The sequence below is a fragment of the Pseudomonas salicis genome, assembly GCF_057128705.1.
Genome location: NZ_JBSKHU010000006.1, coordinates 380,639 through 396,567 on the forward strand (window position 1 = coordinate 380,639; position 15,929 = coordinate 396,567).

Here is a 15,929-nt window from a genome sequence, read left to right on the forward strand (position 1 = left end):
CTCCTAGGAAACAGCGGCGCAGATCAATGTCACGCCGCGAGCCTGAATTTGGTCGCGAGCCTCTTGGGGCAGGCGATCATCGGTAATGAGGGTGTGGACGCTGCTCCATGGCAGCTCCAGATTGGGAATCTTGCGACCGACTTTGTCGGCCTCGACCATCACGATCACTTCCCGGGCGACTTCCGCCATGACGCGGCTCAAGCCCAGCAGTTCGTTGAATGTCGTTGTACCGCGCTGTAAATCGATACCATCTGCGCCGATAAACAGTTGATCGAAATCGTAGGATCTGAGCACCTGTTCGGCGACTTGACCCTGAAAGGACTCGGAGTGAGGGTCCCAGGTGCCACCGGTCATCAACAGCACCGGCTCATGTTCCAACTCACCCAACGCGTTGGCAACATGCAAGGAGTTGGTCATGACCACCAGGCCAGGTTGCTGGCCGAGTTCAGGAATCATCGCGGCGGTGGTACTGCCGCTGTCGATGATGATGCGCGCGTGTTCACGAATACGCGCGACGGCGGCACGAGCGATGGCCTGCTTGTAGCGCGACACTGGCTGTCCGGGTTCACCGATCAGCTCTTGTGGCATAGGCACAGCGCCGCCGTAGCGACGCAACAACAGACCGTTGCTTTCAAGCGCTGCCAAATCTTTACGAATCGTAACTTCGGATGTTTCGAAACGCTTTGCCAACGCATCCACACTTACCTCACCCTGCTCGTTAAGCAGCGCAAGAATGTTGTGGCGGCGTTGAGGGGTATTGCGCTTCGACATGGTCGACCTTAAGTTTCGTTTCGAAAGATAACGATCGCGATAGAAACCTATCGAAAGATGTTCGTCAAGAGGTGGCTGTGAAATGGCGGCATATTTCGAGGGCGGTGCATTCGAATGCCAAGCAGCGTGGCACATGGGGACTGAATCCGGCCTGAACGCCCTCACTGACGCTCACGCCGGTTCCAATTGTGGATAACTCAGGTTTTCTTGGTTTTAACTGGCCGCTTCCAGCCGTCGATATTGCGCTGACGCGCGCGTGCGACCGCCAATTGCTCGGCACCTACATTTTGATTGATGGTTGAACCAGCGGCCGTCGTGGCACCGGATGAGATATCCACAGGCGCGACCAGAGAGTTGTTGGAGCCGATGAACACGTCTTCGCCCAGGATGGTCTTGTGCTTGTTCGCACCATCGTAATTACAGGTGATCGTGCCGGCACCGACGTTGGTACGCGCGCCGATGACCGCGTCGCCCAGATAAGTCAGATGACCCGCCTTGGCGCCCTCGCCCATCTCGGCATTCTTCAACTCGACAAAGTTACCCACATGGGCGCGAGGGCCCAGCACGCTGCCAGGACGCAGACGCGCGAACGGGCCTGCGTCGGCCGCTTCACCCACGATGGCGCCTTCAAGGTGGCTGTTGGCCTTGATGATGGCGCCTTTGCGCAGGGTGCTGTCCTTGATCACGCAGTTCGGACCGATGGACACGTCGTCCTCAATCACGACACGGCCTTCGAGGATCACGTTCACGTCGATCAGCACGTCGCGGCCCACGGTGACGTCGCCTCGCACATCAAATCGCGCAGGATCACGGAGCGTCACGCCGAGTGCCATCAGTCGGCGGCCTTCACGCATCTGATAGTGGCGTTCAAGCTCCGCGAGTTGTTTGCGGTCGTTGGCGCCTTGCACTTCCATCGCGTCCAGCGGCTGCGCCGTGGCCACGGTCAGACCATCGTTCACCGCCATGGCGATAACGTCGGTAAGGTAGTACTCGCCCTGAGCATTGTTGTTCGACAGACGACCGAGCCAGTCGGCGAGACGTTTGCCCGGCACCGCCAGAATGCCGGTATTCCCTTCCTTGATCGCCTTCTGTGCCTCGGTGGCGTCTTTGTGTTCGACGATGGCGCTGACACGGTTATCTGCGTCGCGGACGATGCGGCCGTAGCCGGTGGGGTCATTCAGATTGACTGTCAGCAGGCCGAGCTGTTGGTCATTCACAAGGGTCAAGAGGCGTTGCAGTGTTTCCACCTCAATCAACGGCACATCGCCGTAGAGAATCAGCACGGTGTCAGCACTCAGGACAGGTACAGCCTGCGCTACGGCGTGGCCGGTGCCCAGTTGCTTGTCCTGCAGCACAAAGCTCAGGTCGTCAGCGGCGAGACGGTCCCGTACCAGATCTGCGCCGTGGCCAATCACGACTTGAATGCTCTGCGGAGAAAGCTGACGGGCGCTGTGGATAACATGGCCCAGCATAGAGTTGCCGGCGACCGGGTGCAGCACCTTGGGCAGCGCCGAACGCATGCGGGTGCCCTGACCTGCGGCGAGAATGACGATATCGAGAGACATGAAGGGATTCCAGGCGGACTAGCCTCAGCCTTGGCCGGGCAGGTGGTTCAGGAGAAAGAGCCGAAAAAGAAAAAGGGTAGCCGAGGCTACCCTTTTACTCAATCGCGCATGAGAGCCGCCGACCTTAGCCGCCGAACTTCTTGCGAATTTGCTGAACGGTACGCAGCTGGGCTGCGGCTTCCGCCAGACGTGCAGCAGCAGATCCGTAGTCGAAATCTGCGCCTTTTTCATTCAGGGCTTTCTCGGCAGCCTTGACGGCTTCCTGAGCAGAGGCTTCGTCCAGGTCGGCAGCGCGTTGCACGGTATCGGCAAGCACTTTGACCATGTTCGGTTGAACCTCAAGGAAACCACCGGAGATGTAAAACACCTCGGCTTCTCCACCCTGCTTGATCAGACGGATAGGACCCGGCTTCAGATCAGTGATCAGCGGCGCGTGACCTGGAGCAATACCGATATCACCCAGGTTACCGTGTGCAATCACCATCTCGACCAGACCGGAGAAAATCTCTCCTTCCGCGCTGACGATATCGCAATGGACTGTCATAGCCATTTGCTTGCCTCAACCTGATTAGCGCCCGTTGCCGGGCGCCTGGATTACAGTTTCTTGGCTTTCTCGATCGCTTCTTCGATGCCGCCGACCATGTAGAACGCTTGTTCTGGCAGATGGTCGTACTCACCGGCGAGGATGCCTTTGAAGCCAGCAATGGTGTCTTTCAGGGAAACGTATTTACCCGAAGCACCGGTGAAGACTTCAGCCACGAAGAACGGCTGCGACAGGAAGCGCTGAATCTTACGAGCGCGGGATACCAACTGCTTGTCGGTTTCCGACAGCTCGTCCATACCCAGGATCGCGATGATGTCTTTCAGCTCTTTGTAGCGCTGCAGAACATACTGGACGCCGCGAGCGGTGTCGTAGTGGTCCTGGCCGATAACGTTCGGGTCCAGCTGGCGCGAAGTCGAGTCCAGTGGGTCAACCGCCGGGTAGATACCCAGGGAAGCGATGTCACGGGACAGAACGACGGTGGCGTCCAAGTGGGCGAAAGTGGTCGCTGGCGACGGGTCGGTCAAGTCGTCCGCTGGTACGTATACCGCCTGGATCGACGTGATCGAACCTTCTTTGGTCGAAGTGATGCGCTCTTGCAGCACGCCCATCTCTTCAGCCAGGGTCGGTTGGTAACCTACTGCAGAAGGCATACGGCCCAGCAGTGCGGATACTTCGGTACCGGCCAGTGTGTAACGGTAGATGTTGTCGACGAATAGCAGAACGTCGTTACCTTCGTCACGGAACTTCTCGGCCATGGTCAGGCCGGTCAGAGCAACGCGCAGACGGTTTCCCGGCGGCTCGTTCATCTGGCCGTATACCAAGGCTACTTTGTCCAGAACGTTGGAGTCCTTCATCTCGTGGTAGAAGTCGTTACCCTCACGGGTACGCTCACCCACACCAGCGAACACGGAATAACCGCTGTGCTCGATGGCGATGTTACGGATCAGTTCCATCATGTTTACGGTCTTGCCGACACCGGCACCACCGAACAGACCGACTTTACCGCCCTTGGCGAACGGGCAAACCAGGTCGATAACCTTGATGCCGGTTTCCAACAGGTCGTTGCCGCCTGCCTGATCAGCGAACGAAGGCGCTGGACGGTGAATGCCCCAACGCTCGTCAGCTTCGATCGGGCCCGCTTCGTCGATCGGGTTACCCAGGACGTCCATGATACGGCCCAGGGTACCTTTACCGACCGGTACGGAGATGGCTGCGCCGCTGTCGATAACGTCCAGACCGCGCTTCAAGCCTTCGGTAGAACCCATCGCAATGGTACGAACCACGCCGTCGCCCAGCTGCTGCTGAACTTCCAGGGTGGTTTCCGCGCCTTGTACTTTCAGCGCGTTGTAGATGCTCGGTACGCTGTCGCGTGGAAATTCCACGTCGATCACGGCGCCGATGATTTGAACGATACGTCCGCTACTCATTAGCTGGATCCTCTGAATATTTGAACCGTTAAACCGCGGCAGCGCCGCCGACGATTTCCGAGATCTCTTGGGTGATCGCTGCCTGACGTGCCTTGTTGTAGATCAGCTGCAAATCGCTGATCAGGTCGCCGGCGTTGTCAGTAGCGTTCTTCATCGCGATCATCCGCGCGGCTTGTTCAGCTGCGTTGTTCTCGACCACCGCCTGGTAAACCTGCGACTCCACGTAACGGACCATCAAGCCGTCCAGCAGCTCTTTAGCGTCGGGTTCGTACAGGTAATCCCAGTGGTGCTTGAGTTCTTGATCCTGGGTGGCGACCAACGGAATCAACTGCTCGACCGTTGGTTGCTGAGTCATGGTGTTGATGAACTTGTTGGATACCACGGACAGGCGGTCAATACGGCCCTCCAGGTAGGCATCCAGCATCACCTTGACGCTGCCGATCAAATCGTTGATCGATGGCTCTTCGCCCAAGTGGCTGATCGCAGCGACGACGTTACCGCCGAAGTTGCGGAAAAACGCCGCACCTTTGCTGCCGACCACGCACAGATCGATCTCTACGCCGTTTTCACGGTTCTTCGCCATGTCCTTGACCAAAGCCTTGAACAGGTTGGTATTCAAGCCACCGCACAGACCACGGTCACTGCTTACCACGATATAACCGACGCGCTTGACTTCACGGTCGATCATGAACGGGTGGCGGTATTCCGGGTTAGCGTTGGCAAGATGACCAATCACCTGGCGGATGCGCTCCGCGTAAGGACGGCTAGCAGCCATGCGCATTTGAGCCTTGCGCATTTTGCTGACCGCCACTTTTTCCATGGCGCTGGTGATCTTTTGCGTGCTTTTGATGCTCGCAATCTTGCTGCGAATCTCTTTTGCGCCTGCCATGTAACACCTATCAGGTTAGCAAGCGGGAGCCTCGCGGCTCCCGCTGCGGCTTACCAGGTTTGGGTGGCCTTGAACTTCTCGATACCGGCTTTCAGGCCAGAATCGATTTCGTCATTGAAGTCACCCTTCACGTTGATCTTGGCCATCAAATCGGCGTGATCGCGGTTGAAGTAAGCAATCAGCGCTTGTTCGAAGCTGCCGACTTTGGCGATTTCAACGTCGGTCAGGAACCCACGCTCAGCGGCATACAGCGACAGCGACATGTCAGCGATCGACATTGGCGCATATTGCTTCTGCTTCATCAGCTCGGTAACGCGCTGACCATGCTCAAGTTGCTTACGGGTCGCTTCGTCCAGGTCAGAAGCGAACTGGGCGAATGCCGCCAGTTCACGGTACTGAGCCAGAGCGGTACGGATACCACCGGACAGCTTCTTGATGATCTTGGTCTGAGCGGCACCACCCACACGGGATACCGAAACACCGGCGTTCACTGCCGGACGGATGCCGGAGTTGAACATGGCCGATTCCAGGAAGATCTGACCGTCGGTGATGGAAATCACGTTGGTCGGAACGAACGCGGAAACGTCGCCAGCCTGGGTTTCGATGATCGGCAATGCGGTCAGCGAACCGGTTTTGCCGGTCACTGCGCCATTGGTGAACTTCTCTACATATTCTTCCGAAACGCGGGATGCGCGCTCCAGCAGACGTGAGTGGAGATAGAACACGTCGCCTGGGTAAGCTTCACGTCCTGGTGGACGACGCAGCAACAGGGAAATCTGGCGATAAGCCACAGCCTGCTTGGACAGATCGTCATAAACGATCAGCGCGTCTTCACCACGGTCGCGGAAGAATTCGCCCATGGTGCAACCGGCATACGGAGCCAGGAATTGCAGCGCAGGGGATTCGGAAGCACTGGCAGCCACGATGATCGTGTTGGCCAGAGCGCCGTTTTCTTCCAGCTTGCGAACAACGTTGGCGATGGTCGATTGCTTCTGACCAACTGCTACGTATACGCAAAAAATGCCGCTGTCTTTCTGGTTGATGATCGCGTCGATCGCCAGAGCGGTTTTACCGATCTGACGGTCACCGATGATCAGCTCACGCTGGCCACGGCCGACAGGGATCATGGCATCGACAGCCTTGTAGCCAGTCTGTACAGGCTGGTCTACCGACTTACGCCAGATAACGCCCGGAGCAACCTTCTCGACCGCATCGGTCTCGGTGTTGTTCAGGGGGCCTTTGCCGTCGACCGGGTTACCCAGTGCGTCGACAACGCGACCCAGCAGTTCCTTACCAACCGGAACTTCCAGGATGCGGCCGGTGCACTTGGCACTCATGCCTTCAGCCAGCGATGTGTAAGCGCCCAGTACCACCGCACCCACGGAGTCTTGCTCCAGGTTCAGTGCCATACCGTAAACGCCGCCCGGGAACTCGATCATTTCGCCGTACATAGCGTCGGCCAGACCGTGAATCCGCACGATACCGTCAGACACGCTGACGACAGTGCCTTCGTTTCGGGCTTGGGAGGCTACATCGAGTTTCTCGATGCGGCCCTTGATGATTTCACTTATTTCGGAAGGATTGAGTTGCTGCATTGCTCTGCTGCCCCTTCAAACTCAAGATTTCAATGCTTCGGCTAGTTGCGCGAGTTTGCCGCGAACTGAGCCATCGATAACCAGGTCGCCGGCGCGGATGATGACACCACCTATCAGGGCAGCATCCTCCGCAGCGTGCAGGCGCACTTCCCGGCCGAGCCGTGCACTGAGAACCTTGGCGAGTTTGTCTTGCTGTTCTTGGTTCAATGCGAAAGCACTGGTGACATCCACATCTACCGATTTTTCCTGCTCGGCCTTGTACAGCTCGAACAGTTCGGAGATCTCCGGCAGAAGCTGGAGACGGTCGTTTTCAGCAACGACGTGGATGAAATTCTGTGCCTTGGCATCGAACTTGTCGCCGCACACTTCAATAAAAGTGGCGGCCTTGTCTGCGCTCGTCAGTCGCGGGGCCTTGAGCAGGCGCTGCATTGTGTCGTCTTGCGACACTGCAGCAGCCAGGCCGAGCATGGCTGACCAATTGGCCAGTTGCTGGTGGGCCTGGGCATGCTCGAAGGCTGCCTTAGCGTAAGGTCGGGCCAACGTGGTCAGTTCTGCCATGATCGCCCTCGCTTAAATTTCTGCTGCCAGTTTGTTAACCAGCTCCGCGTGCGCGTTTTGATCGATTGTGGCACCCAGGATCTTCTCTGCGCCGTTGACTGCCAGGCTGCCCAGTTGGGCGCGCAGCGCGTCTTTGACGCCGTTCAGTTCCTGCTCGATCTCGGCCTGAGCCTGAGCTTTGATGCGGTCAGCATCGACACGGGCCTGTTCACGGGCTTCGTCGACAATCTGGTTACCGCGTTTCTTGGCTTGCTCAATGATTTCAGCTGCCTGAGCTTTCGCTTCGCGCAGTTGCTGACCCGCTTTATCTTGGGCCAGCTCCAGGTCGCGAGCTGCTCGTGTAGCAGCGTCCAGTCCATCCGCGATCTTCTTCTGACGTTCGTGCAAAGCCGCGATGACCGGAGGCCACACGAACTTCATGCAGAACAGCACAAAAATGAAGAACGCAACGGACTGGCCAATCAGGGTTGCATTAATGTTCACGCCAACACCTCGCTCGTTCGTTGTCCATCACACCAATCAACTCGAAAATTCGAGCGATTAGCCAGCGAGTTGACCAACGAAGGGGTTCGCAAAAGTGAAGAACAGAGCGATACCAACACCGATCATGGTTACGGCGTCGAGCAGACCAGCCACGATGAACATTTTAACTTGCAGCATTGGAACCATTTCTGGTTGACGCGCGGCGCCTTCCAGGAATTTACCGCCCAGCAAGCCGAAACCGATTGCAGTACCCAGTGCGCCCAGGCCGATCAGCAGTGCAACAGCGATAGCAGTTAGACCAACTACAGTTTCCATCTTTCCTCCCGACTTTTACGTCGTATTGGTTAGGTTTTTTTAGATTAAAGCGGTAAAGCAAAATCGTTTTTTACATCCGCCCTTGCGGGCGCCCCCTCACCGCAATGAGGGGATCATCAGACTCGCCAGGCGAGTCTTAATGGTTATCTTCGTGAGCCATCGACAGGTAGACGATGGTCAGCATCATGAAGATGAACGCTTGCAGGGTGATGATCAGGATGTGGAATACAGCCCACGCCCACTGCAGAACCACGCCCAGACCGCTCAGCCAGAGCAAGCCGCTGCCGAACATGACCGCGATCAGGATGAACACCAGTTCACCAGCGTACATGTTGCCGAAGAGACGCAGGGCCAGAGAAACCGGTTTGGCGATCAGCGTCACGAATTCAAGCAGGAAGTTCACAGGAATCAACAGCGCCTGAACCAGAACATTCTTGCTACCGAACGGGTGAAGTGTCAGCTCGCCAATGAAACCGCCGATGCCTTTGACCTTGATGCTGTAGAAAATGATCAGTGCGAAGACCGACAGCGCCATACCGATGGTGGCGTTCGGGTCGGTGGTCGACACGGCGCGGAACGGAATGTGGTGGTCACCGGAAATCATGACGGCCAACTGTGGAATCCAGTCAACGGGTACCAGGTCGACCGCGTTCATCAGGAATACCCAGACGAAAATGGTCAGTGCCAGCGGAGCGATGACCGCGCTGCGACCGTGGAAGCTGTCTTTGACGCTGCCGTCGACGAACTCGATCAGGACTTCAACGAAGTTTTGCAGTGCACCTGGTTGACCAGAAGTCGCCTTTTTGGCGGCCATGCGGAAAATCAGGACGAAAATCAGACCCAGAGCAACCGACCAGCCGAGAGTATCGAGGTGGAAAGCCCAAAAGCCCATTTCTTTTGCTTCTGCTGCGGAATGCGCGAAGCCCCAAGTGCCGTCAGGCAAATGACCGAAGGTCAAGTTCTGCAAGTGGTGCTGGATATAGCCCGAAGCTGTTTGCTCTGCCATGGTTGCCTCAAACGCCCTAAGGTCTCAAAAGTCTTGTTCTCATTAGCAGGGGTGCGAACCAACTGACCAACTGGGTCAGTATGAACACGCCGAAGACCGCCAGCGGGGCCAGCGGCTTCACACCTGCGAAGGTCAGTGCAAAAAGCACTGCCGTGAAAATCAGTTTGCCCGCCTCGCCGGCATAGAACGACCGAACGATGGCTTGCGCTGCCCTGGCACCGGAATACCGAAATGCCTTATGAGCAAAGTACAAATTGGGCAGCCACGCTATCAGGCCTCCGCACAGCCCTGAATACCCAGCTACGACTCCATGCCACTGCCAAAGCGTCACCGCCGCCAGTAACAGGAAAATAAATTGAGCCAGCAGTACCGGGAAAACAGCCAGGCGATGGAATGGCAAGCGGTTTGGCGTGCGTGTCTCCATCACATGGGCTCCTCGTATGCCAGCCGCCAAAATCAATAACTTGGCATAATTTGTGCCGACAAAATGCGCGCAGAGTATAGGGGCGGTTCAGCCCCTATTCAACTGCTGGGTAGTGATTTCCGACTACACGCTACGGACTATTTGTTTCAGCGAATGTGGGCGAGGACACCCTGCAACTCATCGAGCGAGTTATAGCGAATCACAAGCTGGCCTTTACCCTTCTGCCCATGGCGAATCTGCACGTTAGAGCCTAGCCGCTCGGCCAGACGCTGTTCGAGTCGCGTGATATCCGGGTCGGCTTTGGCGGGAGCGGCAGGCTCTTGTTTACCACTCAACCACTGGCGCACAAGTGCCTCAGTCTGGCGCACGGTAAGACCGCGTGCGACAACATGTCGCGCCCCGTCCACCTGCCGTTCTTCCGGCAAGCCCAACAATGCACGGGCATGACCCATTTCCAGATCACCATGGGACAACATGGTCTTGATCACCTCAGGCAGCGCGATCAGGCGCAGGAGGTTGGCAACGCTGACGCGCGACTTGCCCACAGCCTCGGCCACCTGCTGCTGGGTCAGTTGAAATTCCTGCTGCAGACGTTGCAGTGCAATGGCCTCTTCGATCGGATTCAGGTCTTCACGCTGAATGTTCTCGATGAGCGCCATGGCGATGGCGGCTTCATCCGGCACATCGCGCACCATCGCCGGAATGGTGTCCACGCCGGCCTGCTGACTGGCACGCCAGCGGCGTTCACCGGCAATGATCTCGTAGCGGTTGTCAGCGATCGGCCGTACCACGATCGGCTGCATGACACCCTGCGCTTTGATCGAGTTGGCCAGTTCTTCCAGCGCTTGCGGGTCCATGTCCCGACGCGGCTGGTACTTACCGCGCTGAATCAGGTCCAGTGGAATGTGTTGCAGCTCACGCTGATCAGCCTTGACGGCCTGTTCTTCCAGCGCGCTGACGGTAGGACTGCTCAGAAGTGCGTCCAACCCACGCCCGAGTCCTCGTTTCTTGACGGCCATGGGATTTCCTTAAGTGGGCTGGGCTGCGGCGCGTGACGTACCGCGACGTTGACGACGAACCATTTCGCCGGCCAGGGCCAGGTACGCCAAGGCGCCTCGGGATGTCTTGTCATAGGCCAGCGCCGGCATGCCGAAACTCGGCGCTTCTGCCAAACGGATGTTGCGCGGGATCACCGTGTCGTAAAGCTGATCGCCGAAGTGTTCCTTCAACTGCGCGGAAACGTCGTTGATCAGGCTGAGGCGCGGGTCATACATCGTCCTCAGCAGGCCTTCGACTTTGAGCTGTGGATTCAGCAATTCGGCGATGCGCTTGATGTTATCCACAAGGTCGCTCAGACCTTCCAAAGCAAAGTATTCGCACTGCATGGGAATGATCACGCCATCGGCCGCAACCAGTGCGTTGAGCGTGAGCATCGACAATGATGGTGGGCAGTCGATGAGGATGTAATCGTAGTTTTCCCGAATCGGTCCCAGTGCGGTGCGCAAACGGGACTCTTTCATCTGCATTTCCAGCAGAACGACTTCGGCGGCGGTCAGGTCACGGTTGGCCGGCAGAAGCTGATAGCCGCCGTGCTCGGAAAAATGCATCGCCTGATTCAGATCACATTCGCCGATCAGCAGATCGTAGACCGAATGTTCCAGCGCGTGCTTATCCACACCGCTGCCCATGGTGGCGTTGCCTTGTGGATCGAGGTCGATCAACAGCACCCGACGCTTGGTGGCGACCAGCGACGCTGCGAGGTTGATGCAGGTGGTGGTTTTACCCACACCCCCTTTTTGGTTCGCTATCGCGAATACCTTAGCCATTATTGCGTGTGTTCCCTGTCATGCCGTGCGGCGCAGTATCAGCAGATGCCGTTGACCTTGGCAACCGGGGACGGCCAAGGCTTGCGCGCTTTCCAGATGAAAATCTGCGGGCAATGCTACCAGTTCGTCCGCAGGATGCAGACCTTTCATCGCCAGCCAGCGTGTTTCGGTGTCGCCCATGTGCCGCGTCCACTGCGTGAAGTCTTCAAGGCTGCTGAAAGCGCGGGAGATGATCCCGGTGAACGGCACGTCTGGCTGGAAGGCTTCTGCGCGGCTGTGGATAACTTCCAGGTTGTCGAGCTTCAGCTCAAGTTTGACCTGGGTAAGAAACCGGGTTTTCTTTCCGTTGCTGTCAAGGCACGTGACTTTCATGTCCGGGAACAGGATCGCAAGCGGAATACCTGGCATGCCTCCGCCGCTGCCGACGTCCAACTGGCGGTTTCCTTCGATGAAAGGCACCACGCTCAGACTGTCCAGCAAATGCCGGGACACCATTTCATCAGGATCACGGACGGCGGTCAGGTTGTACGCCTTGTTCCATTTGATCAACAGCGCCAGATAACCCAGCAGCTGCGTGTGCTGGGTTTCGGTCAGCTCGACGCCAAGCTCGCGGGCGCCGAGGGTCAATTCTTCTGCGTGTTGCGGGGTGACCATAGAACTCAAGCGCTTTGCTCCAACTGACGGCCCGCGCCGCGTTTTTTCAAATGAATCATCAACAATGAAATCGCTGCTGGAGTAACGCCCGGAATGCGGGATGCCTGGCCGAGGGTCTCTGGACGAGTTATCCCCAGCTTGCTCTGAATTTCTTTCGAAAGCCCGGAAATGCCGGTGTAGTCGATGTCCGCTGGAAGCTTGGTGTCTTCACTGGCGCGCAGACGTGCAATTTCATCCTGCTGGCGGTCGATGTATCCCGCATATTTGGTCTTGATCTCAACCTGTTCAGCGACCTGTGGATCAATTGATCCATTGCCTGTGATGGCTACAAGGCTTGCGTAGTCCACTTCCGGACGGCTGAGCAGATTCAGCAGATTGTATTCGTGGGTCAGCGGCGTACCGAAGTGAGCCGAGACCGCATCGCCCTGTTCCGTACCTGGTCGAATCCAGGTGGATTTCAGGCGCTGTTCTTCCAGTTCGATGCCTTCGCGCTTGGCGCAGAACGCTGCCCAACGCGCATCATCGACCAAGCCCAGCTCGCGACCTTTTTCAGTCAGGCGCAAATCGGCATTGTCTTCCCGCAAGATCAGCCGGTATTCGGCGCGGGAAGTAAACATCCGGTACGGTTCCTGGGTGCCAAGGGTGATCAAATCATCCACAAGCACGCCAATGTAGGCCTCATCGCGGCGAGGGCACCAGCTTTCTTTGCCTTGGGCCCGCAGCGCAGCGTTGGCGCCGGCGAGCAGACCTTGCGCACCGGCTTCTTCGTAACCGGTAGTGCCGTTGATCTGACCCGCGAAGAACAGACCACCAATCACCTTGGTTTCCAGACTGTATTTCAGGTCCCGCGGATCGAAGTAGTCGTACTCGATGGCGTACCCGGGACGCACGATGTGGGCATTTTCCATCCCGCGAATCGATCGCACGATCTGCAATTGCACGTCAAAAGGCAAAGACGTCGAGATGCCGTTCGGATACAGCTCGTGGGTAGTCAACCCTTCCGGCTCAATGAAGACCTGATGGCTTTCCTTGTCCGCAAAGCGGTGAATCTTGTCTTCAATCGACGGGCAGTAGCGAGGACCGACGCCTTCGATCTCACCGGCAGCGGAATACATCGGCGAGCGATCAAGGTTGGCCGCGATGATTTCGTGGGTGCGTGCGTTGGTGTGTGTAATCCAGCAACTGACCTGGCGAGGATGCTGTTCCTTCGAACCCACGAACGACATCACCGGAATCGGCGTGTCTCCCGGTTGCTCGGTCATCACGGAGAAATCAACAGACCGGCCATCGATGCGGGGCGGTGTACCTGTTTTCAAGCGGCCAACGCGTAAGGGCAATTCTCGAAGACGCCTTGCCAACGCGATTGAGGGAGGGTCGCCGGCGCGGCCGCCTGAGTAGTTCTGCAACCCAATGTGGATAAGTCCACCGAGGAAGGTTCCGGTAGTCAACACGACGGAATCTGCCATGAAACGCAGGCCCATCTGTGTGACTACACCGCGCACCTGATCCTGCTCGACGATAAGGTCGTCGCAGGATTGCTGGAATATCCACAGGTTCGGCTGGTTTTCAATGATCTCGCGGATGGCAGCCTTGTAGAGGATGCGATCTGCCTGGGCACGTGTTGCACGCACCGCTGGGCCTTTGCGACTGTTCAAAACGCGAAATTGAATACCGCCCAGATCAGTGGCGGTAGCCATTGCGCCGCCAAGCGCATCGATCTCCTTGACCAGATGGCTTTTACCAATGCCGCCAATAGCGGGGTTGCAACTCATTTGGCCGAGGGTTTCCACGTTGTGCGTGAGCAGCAGGGTTTTCGCACCCATGCGAGCAGACGCCAGTGCTGCCTCGGTACCGGCATGACCGCCGCCGATGACGATCACTTCAAAACGGGAAGGGAAATCCACCACGCACCTCGTGCCTGTTAATGGGGGGAATAGGAAATTGGCGGCAAGTATAGGGACTTCGCCCCCCTGAAAGGAACCTTTTGCACAAAATTTAACCAACTGTGGATGAATGGCAGATAAAAAAATAAAAAGAAGAGAAATTTATAAAAGCTTTGTTTTTATGTTTATGTTTAGTGGACCGCCTTTCTGTGGATAGATTCATACAGCCCACATTCTACTTGCTGTACAGAGAATCAAAACTCTGTGATCAGGTAGCAATGAGCGCGTTGGATAACCCGTTTAAGCCTGTGGATTAAATGGTCTGTTACCCACAGGGGGGATTATCCTCAGGTCAAAGGCCAACTTATCAACTGAGCTGAATGGCGGTTATGCACAGGGCTCATTTCGCATTTCTTAGTGGTTTCGCGGTTAAAAAGCAGACGCACGAAAGCGATCCGACGGCCTGAACGGTGCGGATGGAAAGAATGTGAAGGGAAAAAACAGGCAGACCGCGGAAAAGGGTCCGCCTGTGGACAAGCGGAGGCGTTATTTACCGATGCAGAAGCTGGAAAAGATGCGTCCCAGCAGATCATCTGAGCTGAACGCGCCTGTAATCTCGCCCAGGAACTGCTGCGCCAGTCGCAAATCTTCAGCCAGCAACTCACCGGCGCCCGCCAGTGTCAGCTGTGAACGACCGTGTTCGAGGGAGGCGCTGGCCTTGTGCAGCGCTTCCAGATGACGCCGACGGGCGCTGAAGCTGCTTTCAGAGGTCTGTTGATAACCCATGCAGGCTTTCAGGTGCTCGCGCAGCAGTTCAAGGCCCTCTCCGCCGGCCTTGGCACTCAGGTTGATCGTGACGTGGCCGTCGGCGCTCATCTGTAGCCCTACGATGTCTCCGCTGATATCGGTTTTGTTCCGGATCAATGTGACGTTGGCAGGATCAGGGCGCTCATCAAGAAATTCTGGCCACAGTGCAAACGGGTTCACGGCCTCAGGCGCAGTGGCATCAACCACGAGCAAGATGCGATCGGCCTCACCAATCGCTTTCAAGGCTCGTTCGACACCTATCCTCTCTACTTGGTCGTCGGTATCGCGGAGCCCCGCAGTGTCAACGACGTGAAGTGGCATCCCATCAATGTGGATATGTTCGCGAAGCACATCTCGCGTGGTGCCTGCGACCTCTGTAACGATTGCAGCCTCACGACCGGCCAGCGCATTCAGCAGGCTGGATTTTCCAGCGTTCGGACGGCCAGCGATTACCACAGTCATACCATCGCGTAACAGCGCGCCTTGATTGGCCTCACGCTGCACTGTGGACAACTGTTCGCGAACGTCATCAAGCATGCTGAGCACATGGCCATCCGCAAGGAAGTCGATCTCCTCTTCGGGGAAGTCGATCGCGGCTTCAACGTAGATACGCAGCTTGATGAGCTTCTCTGTAAGGCTATGCACACGTTGGGAAAATGCACCTTGTAACGAACGCAGCGCATTTCGGGCCGCTTGTGCAGAACTCGCTTCGATCAGGTCAGCAATGGCCTCGGCTTGAGCGAGGTCGAGTTTGTCGTTGAGAAATGCACGTTCGCTGAATTCTCCCGGGCGGGCCAGGCGACTACCGAGTTGTACACAGCGCTGCAGCAGCATATCGAGCACGATCGGGCCGCCGTGGCCTTGCAGTTCCAGCACATCTTCGCCGGTAAAGGAGTTCGGACCCTGGAAATACAGGGCGATGCCTTCATCGATGATCTGACCGTGTTCATCCTGAAATGGGCCGTAATGAGCGTGCCGTGGCAGCAGTTGCTTGCCGACGATGGCCTGCGCCGCCGCACTCGCCAACGGGCCGGAGATACGCACAATCCCAACGCCTCCCCGACCTTGAGCAGTGGCAATGGCGGCGATGGTTTCACGAGGGGCATTCATGGTCCGGCTCCTGAATAACTGACGGATAGCAAAACGCCCCACGAGGGGGCGTTATGCATTACTTATTCACAG

The 15,929-nt window shown here is 57.0% G+C and carries 16 protein-coding genes; all 16 read right to left on the bottom strand.

From position 1 onward, the window contains the following. Positions 1-3: 3 nt before the first annotated feature. Positions 4-771 (bottom strand): DeoR/GlpR family DNA-binding transcription regulator, encoded by a 768-nt coding sequence (locus ACWKWE_RS23170; protein WP_483851904.1) that lies wholly within the window; start codon positions 769-771, stop codon positions 4-6. Between the two features lie 197 nt (positions 772-968). Further along, positions 969-2,336, bottom strand: a complete 1,368-nt coding sequence (glmU, locus tag ACWKWE_RS23175) for a bifunctional UDP-N-acetylglucosamine diphosphorylase/glucosamine-1-phosphate N-acetyltransferase GlmU (RefSeq protein ID WP_483851819.1) — start codon at positions 2,334-2,336, stop codon at positions 969-971. A gap of 124 nt (positions 2,337-2,460) precedes the next feature. After that, positions 2,461-2,886, bottom strand: a complete 426-nt coding sequence (locus ACWKWE_RS23180) for a F0F1 ATP synthase subunit epsilon (RefSeq protein ID WP_043192055.1) — start codon at positions 2,884-2,886, stop codon at positions 2,461-2,463. 44 nt (positions 2,887-2,930) lie between these two features. Beyond that, entirely contained in the window at positions 2,931-4,307 is a 1,377-nt protein-coding gene (atpD, locus tag ACWKWE_RS23185) for a F0F1 ATP synthase subunit beta (protein ID WP_166593945.1), read from the bottom strand. A gap of 28 nt (positions 4,308-4,335) precedes the next feature. After that, complete coding sequence (gene atpG / locus ACWKWE_RS23190; protein WP_110951681.1) at positions 4,336-5,196, bottom strand: F0F1 ATP synthase subunit gamma; 861 nt, start codon at positions 5,194-5,196, stop codon at positions 4,336-4,338. A 50-nt stretch (positions 5,197-5,246) separates the two neighbouring features. Then, positions 5,247-6,791 carry a F0F1 ATP synthase subunit alpha gene (gene atpA / locus ACWKWE_RS23195; protein WP_108236322.1) on the bottom strand — a complete coding sequence of 515 codons (1,545 nt, stop codon included), beginning with the start codon at positions 6,789-6,791 and terminating at the stop codon, positions 5,247-5,249. Positions 6,792-6,812: 21 nt separating this feature from the next. Continuing rightward, on the bottom strand, positions 6,813-7,349 hold the full coding sequence (locus ACWKWE_RS23200; protein ID WP_166593943.1) for a F0F1 ATP synthase subunit delta: 537 nt from the start codon (positions 7,347-7,349) through the stop codon (positions 6,813-6,815). A 12-nt stretch (positions 7,350-7,361) separates the two neighbouring features. Then, complete coding sequence (locus tag ACWKWE_RS23205; protein WP_166593942.1) at positions 7,362-7,832, bottom strand: F0F1 ATP synthase subunit B; 471 nt, start codon at positions 7,830-7,832, stop codon at positions 7,362-7,364. Positions 7,833-7,889: 57 nt separating this feature from the next. Further along, on the bottom strand, positions 7,890-8,147 hold the full coding sequence (gene atpE, locus ACWKWE_RS23210) for a F0F1 ATP synthase subunit C (protein ID WP_002555987.1): 258 nt from the start codon (positions 8,145-8,147) through the stop codon (positions 7,890-7,892). A gap of 136 nt (positions 8,148-8,283) precedes the next feature. Next, positions 8,284-9,153, bottom strand: coding sequence for a F0F1 ATP synthase subunit A (gene atpB, locus ACWKWE_RS23215; protein ID WP_081564624.1), 870 nt, complete (start codon positions 9,151-9,153; stop codon positions 8,284-8,286). Between the two features lie 16 nt (positions 9,154-9,169). After that, on the bottom strand, positions 9,170-9,577 hold the full coding sequence (locus tag ACWKWE_RS23220; RefSeq protein WP_166593941.1) for a F0F1 ATP synthase subunit I: 408 nt from the start codon (positions 9,575-9,577) through the stop codon (positions 9,170-9,172). A 146-nt stretch (positions 9,578-9,723) separates the two neighbouring features. Next, entirely contained in the window at positions 9,724-10,596 is an 873-nt protein-coding gene (locus tag ACWKWE_RS23225; RefSeq protein ID WP_166593940.1) for a ParB/RepB/Spo0J family partition protein, read from the bottom strand. Between the two features lie 9 nt (positions 10,597-10,605). Beyond that, complete coding sequence (locus ACWKWE_RS23230; RefSeq protein WP_166593939.1) at positions 10,606-11,403, bottom strand: ParA family protein; 798 nt, start codon at positions 11,401-11,403, stop codon at positions 10,606-10,608. Between the two features lie 18 nt (positions 11,404-11,421). After that, positions 11,422-12,057 (bottom strand): 16S rRNA (guanine(527)-N(7))-methyltransferase RsmG, encoded by a 636-nt coding sequence (gene rsmG, locus ACWKWE_RS23235; protein ID WP_178115701.1) that lies wholly within the window; start codon positions 12,055-12,057, stop codon positions 11,422-11,424. Between the two features lie 5 nt (positions 12,058-12,062). Continuing rightward, a complete protein-coding gene (gene mnmG / locus ACWKWE_RS23240; protein WP_483851820.1) occupies positions 12,063-13,961 on the bottom strand; it encodes a tRNA uridine-5-carboxymethylaminomethyl(34) synthesis enzyme MnmG in 1,899 nt (632 codons plus the stop codon). 525 nt (positions 13,962-14,486) lie between these two features. Further along, positions 14,487-15,857, bottom strand: coding sequence for a tRNA uridine-5-carboxymethylaminomethyl(34) synthesis GTPase MnmE (mnmE, locus tag ACWKWE_RS23245; protein ID WP_483851905.1), 1,371 nt, complete (start codon positions 15,855-15,857; stop codon positions 14,487-14,489). Positions 15,858-15,929: the final 72 nt, after the last annotated feature.

Excerpts from the sequence above, each read along its gene's own strand:
- atpA (WP_108236322.1), bottom strand. The coding sequence starts at position 6,791 with ATGCAGCAACTCAATCCTTCCGAAATAAGTGAAATCATCAAGGGCCGC.
- ACWKWE_RS23170 (WP_483851904.1), bottom strand. The coding sequence starts at position 771 with ATGTCGAAGCGCAATACCCCTCAACGCCGCCACAACATTCTTGCGCTG.
- atpB (WP_081564624.1), bottom strand. The coding sequence starts at position 9,153 with ATGGCAGAGCAAACAGCTTCGGGCTATATCCAGCACCACTTGCAGAAC.
- rsmG (WP_178115701.1), bottom strand. The coding sequence starts at position 12,057 with ATGGTCACCCCGCAACACGCAGAAGAATTGACCCTCGGCGCCCGCGAG.
- mnmE (WP_483851905.1), bottom strand. The coding sequence starts at position 15,857 with ATGAATGCCCCTCGTGAAACCATCGCCGCCATTGCCACTGCTCAAGGT.
- ACWKWE_RS23230 (WP_166593939.1), bottom strand. The coding sequence starts at position 11,403 with ATGGCTAAGGTATTCGCGATAGCGAACCAAAAAGGGGGTGTGGGTAAA.
- atpE (WP_002555987.1), bottom strand. The coding sequence starts at position 8,147 with ATGGAAACTGTAGTTGGTCTAACTGCTATCGCTGTTGCACTGCTGATC.
- atpG (WP_110951681.1), bottom strand. The coding sequence starts at position 5,196 with ATGGCAGGCGCAAAAGAGATTCGCAGCAAGATTGCGAGCATCAAAAGC.
- glmU (WP_483851819.1), bottom strand. The coding sequence starts at position 2,336 with ATGTCTCTCGATATCGTCATTCTCGCCGCAGGTCAGGGCACCCGCATG.
- ACWKWE_RS23200 (WP_166593943.1), bottom strand. The coding sequence starts at position 7,349 with ATGGCAGAACTGACCACGTTGGCCCGACCTTACGCTAAGGCAGCCTTC.
- ACWKWE_RS23225 (WP_166593940.1), bottom strand. The coding sequence starts at position 10,596 with ATGGCCGTCAAGAAACGAGGACTCGGGCGTGGGTTGGACGCACTTCTG.
- atpD (WP_166593945.1), bottom strand. The coding sequence starts at position 4,307 with ATGAGTAGCGGACGTATCGTTCAAATCATCGGCGCCGTGATCGACGTG.
- ACWKWE_RS23180 (WP_043192055.1), bottom strand. The coding sequence starts at position 2,886 with ATGGCTATGACAGTCCATTGCGATATCGTCAGCGCGGAAGGAGAGATT.
- ACWKWE_RS23220 (WP_166593941.1), bottom strand. The coding sequence starts at position 9,577 with ATGGAGACACGCACGCCAAACCGCTTGCCATTCCATCGCCTGGCTGTT.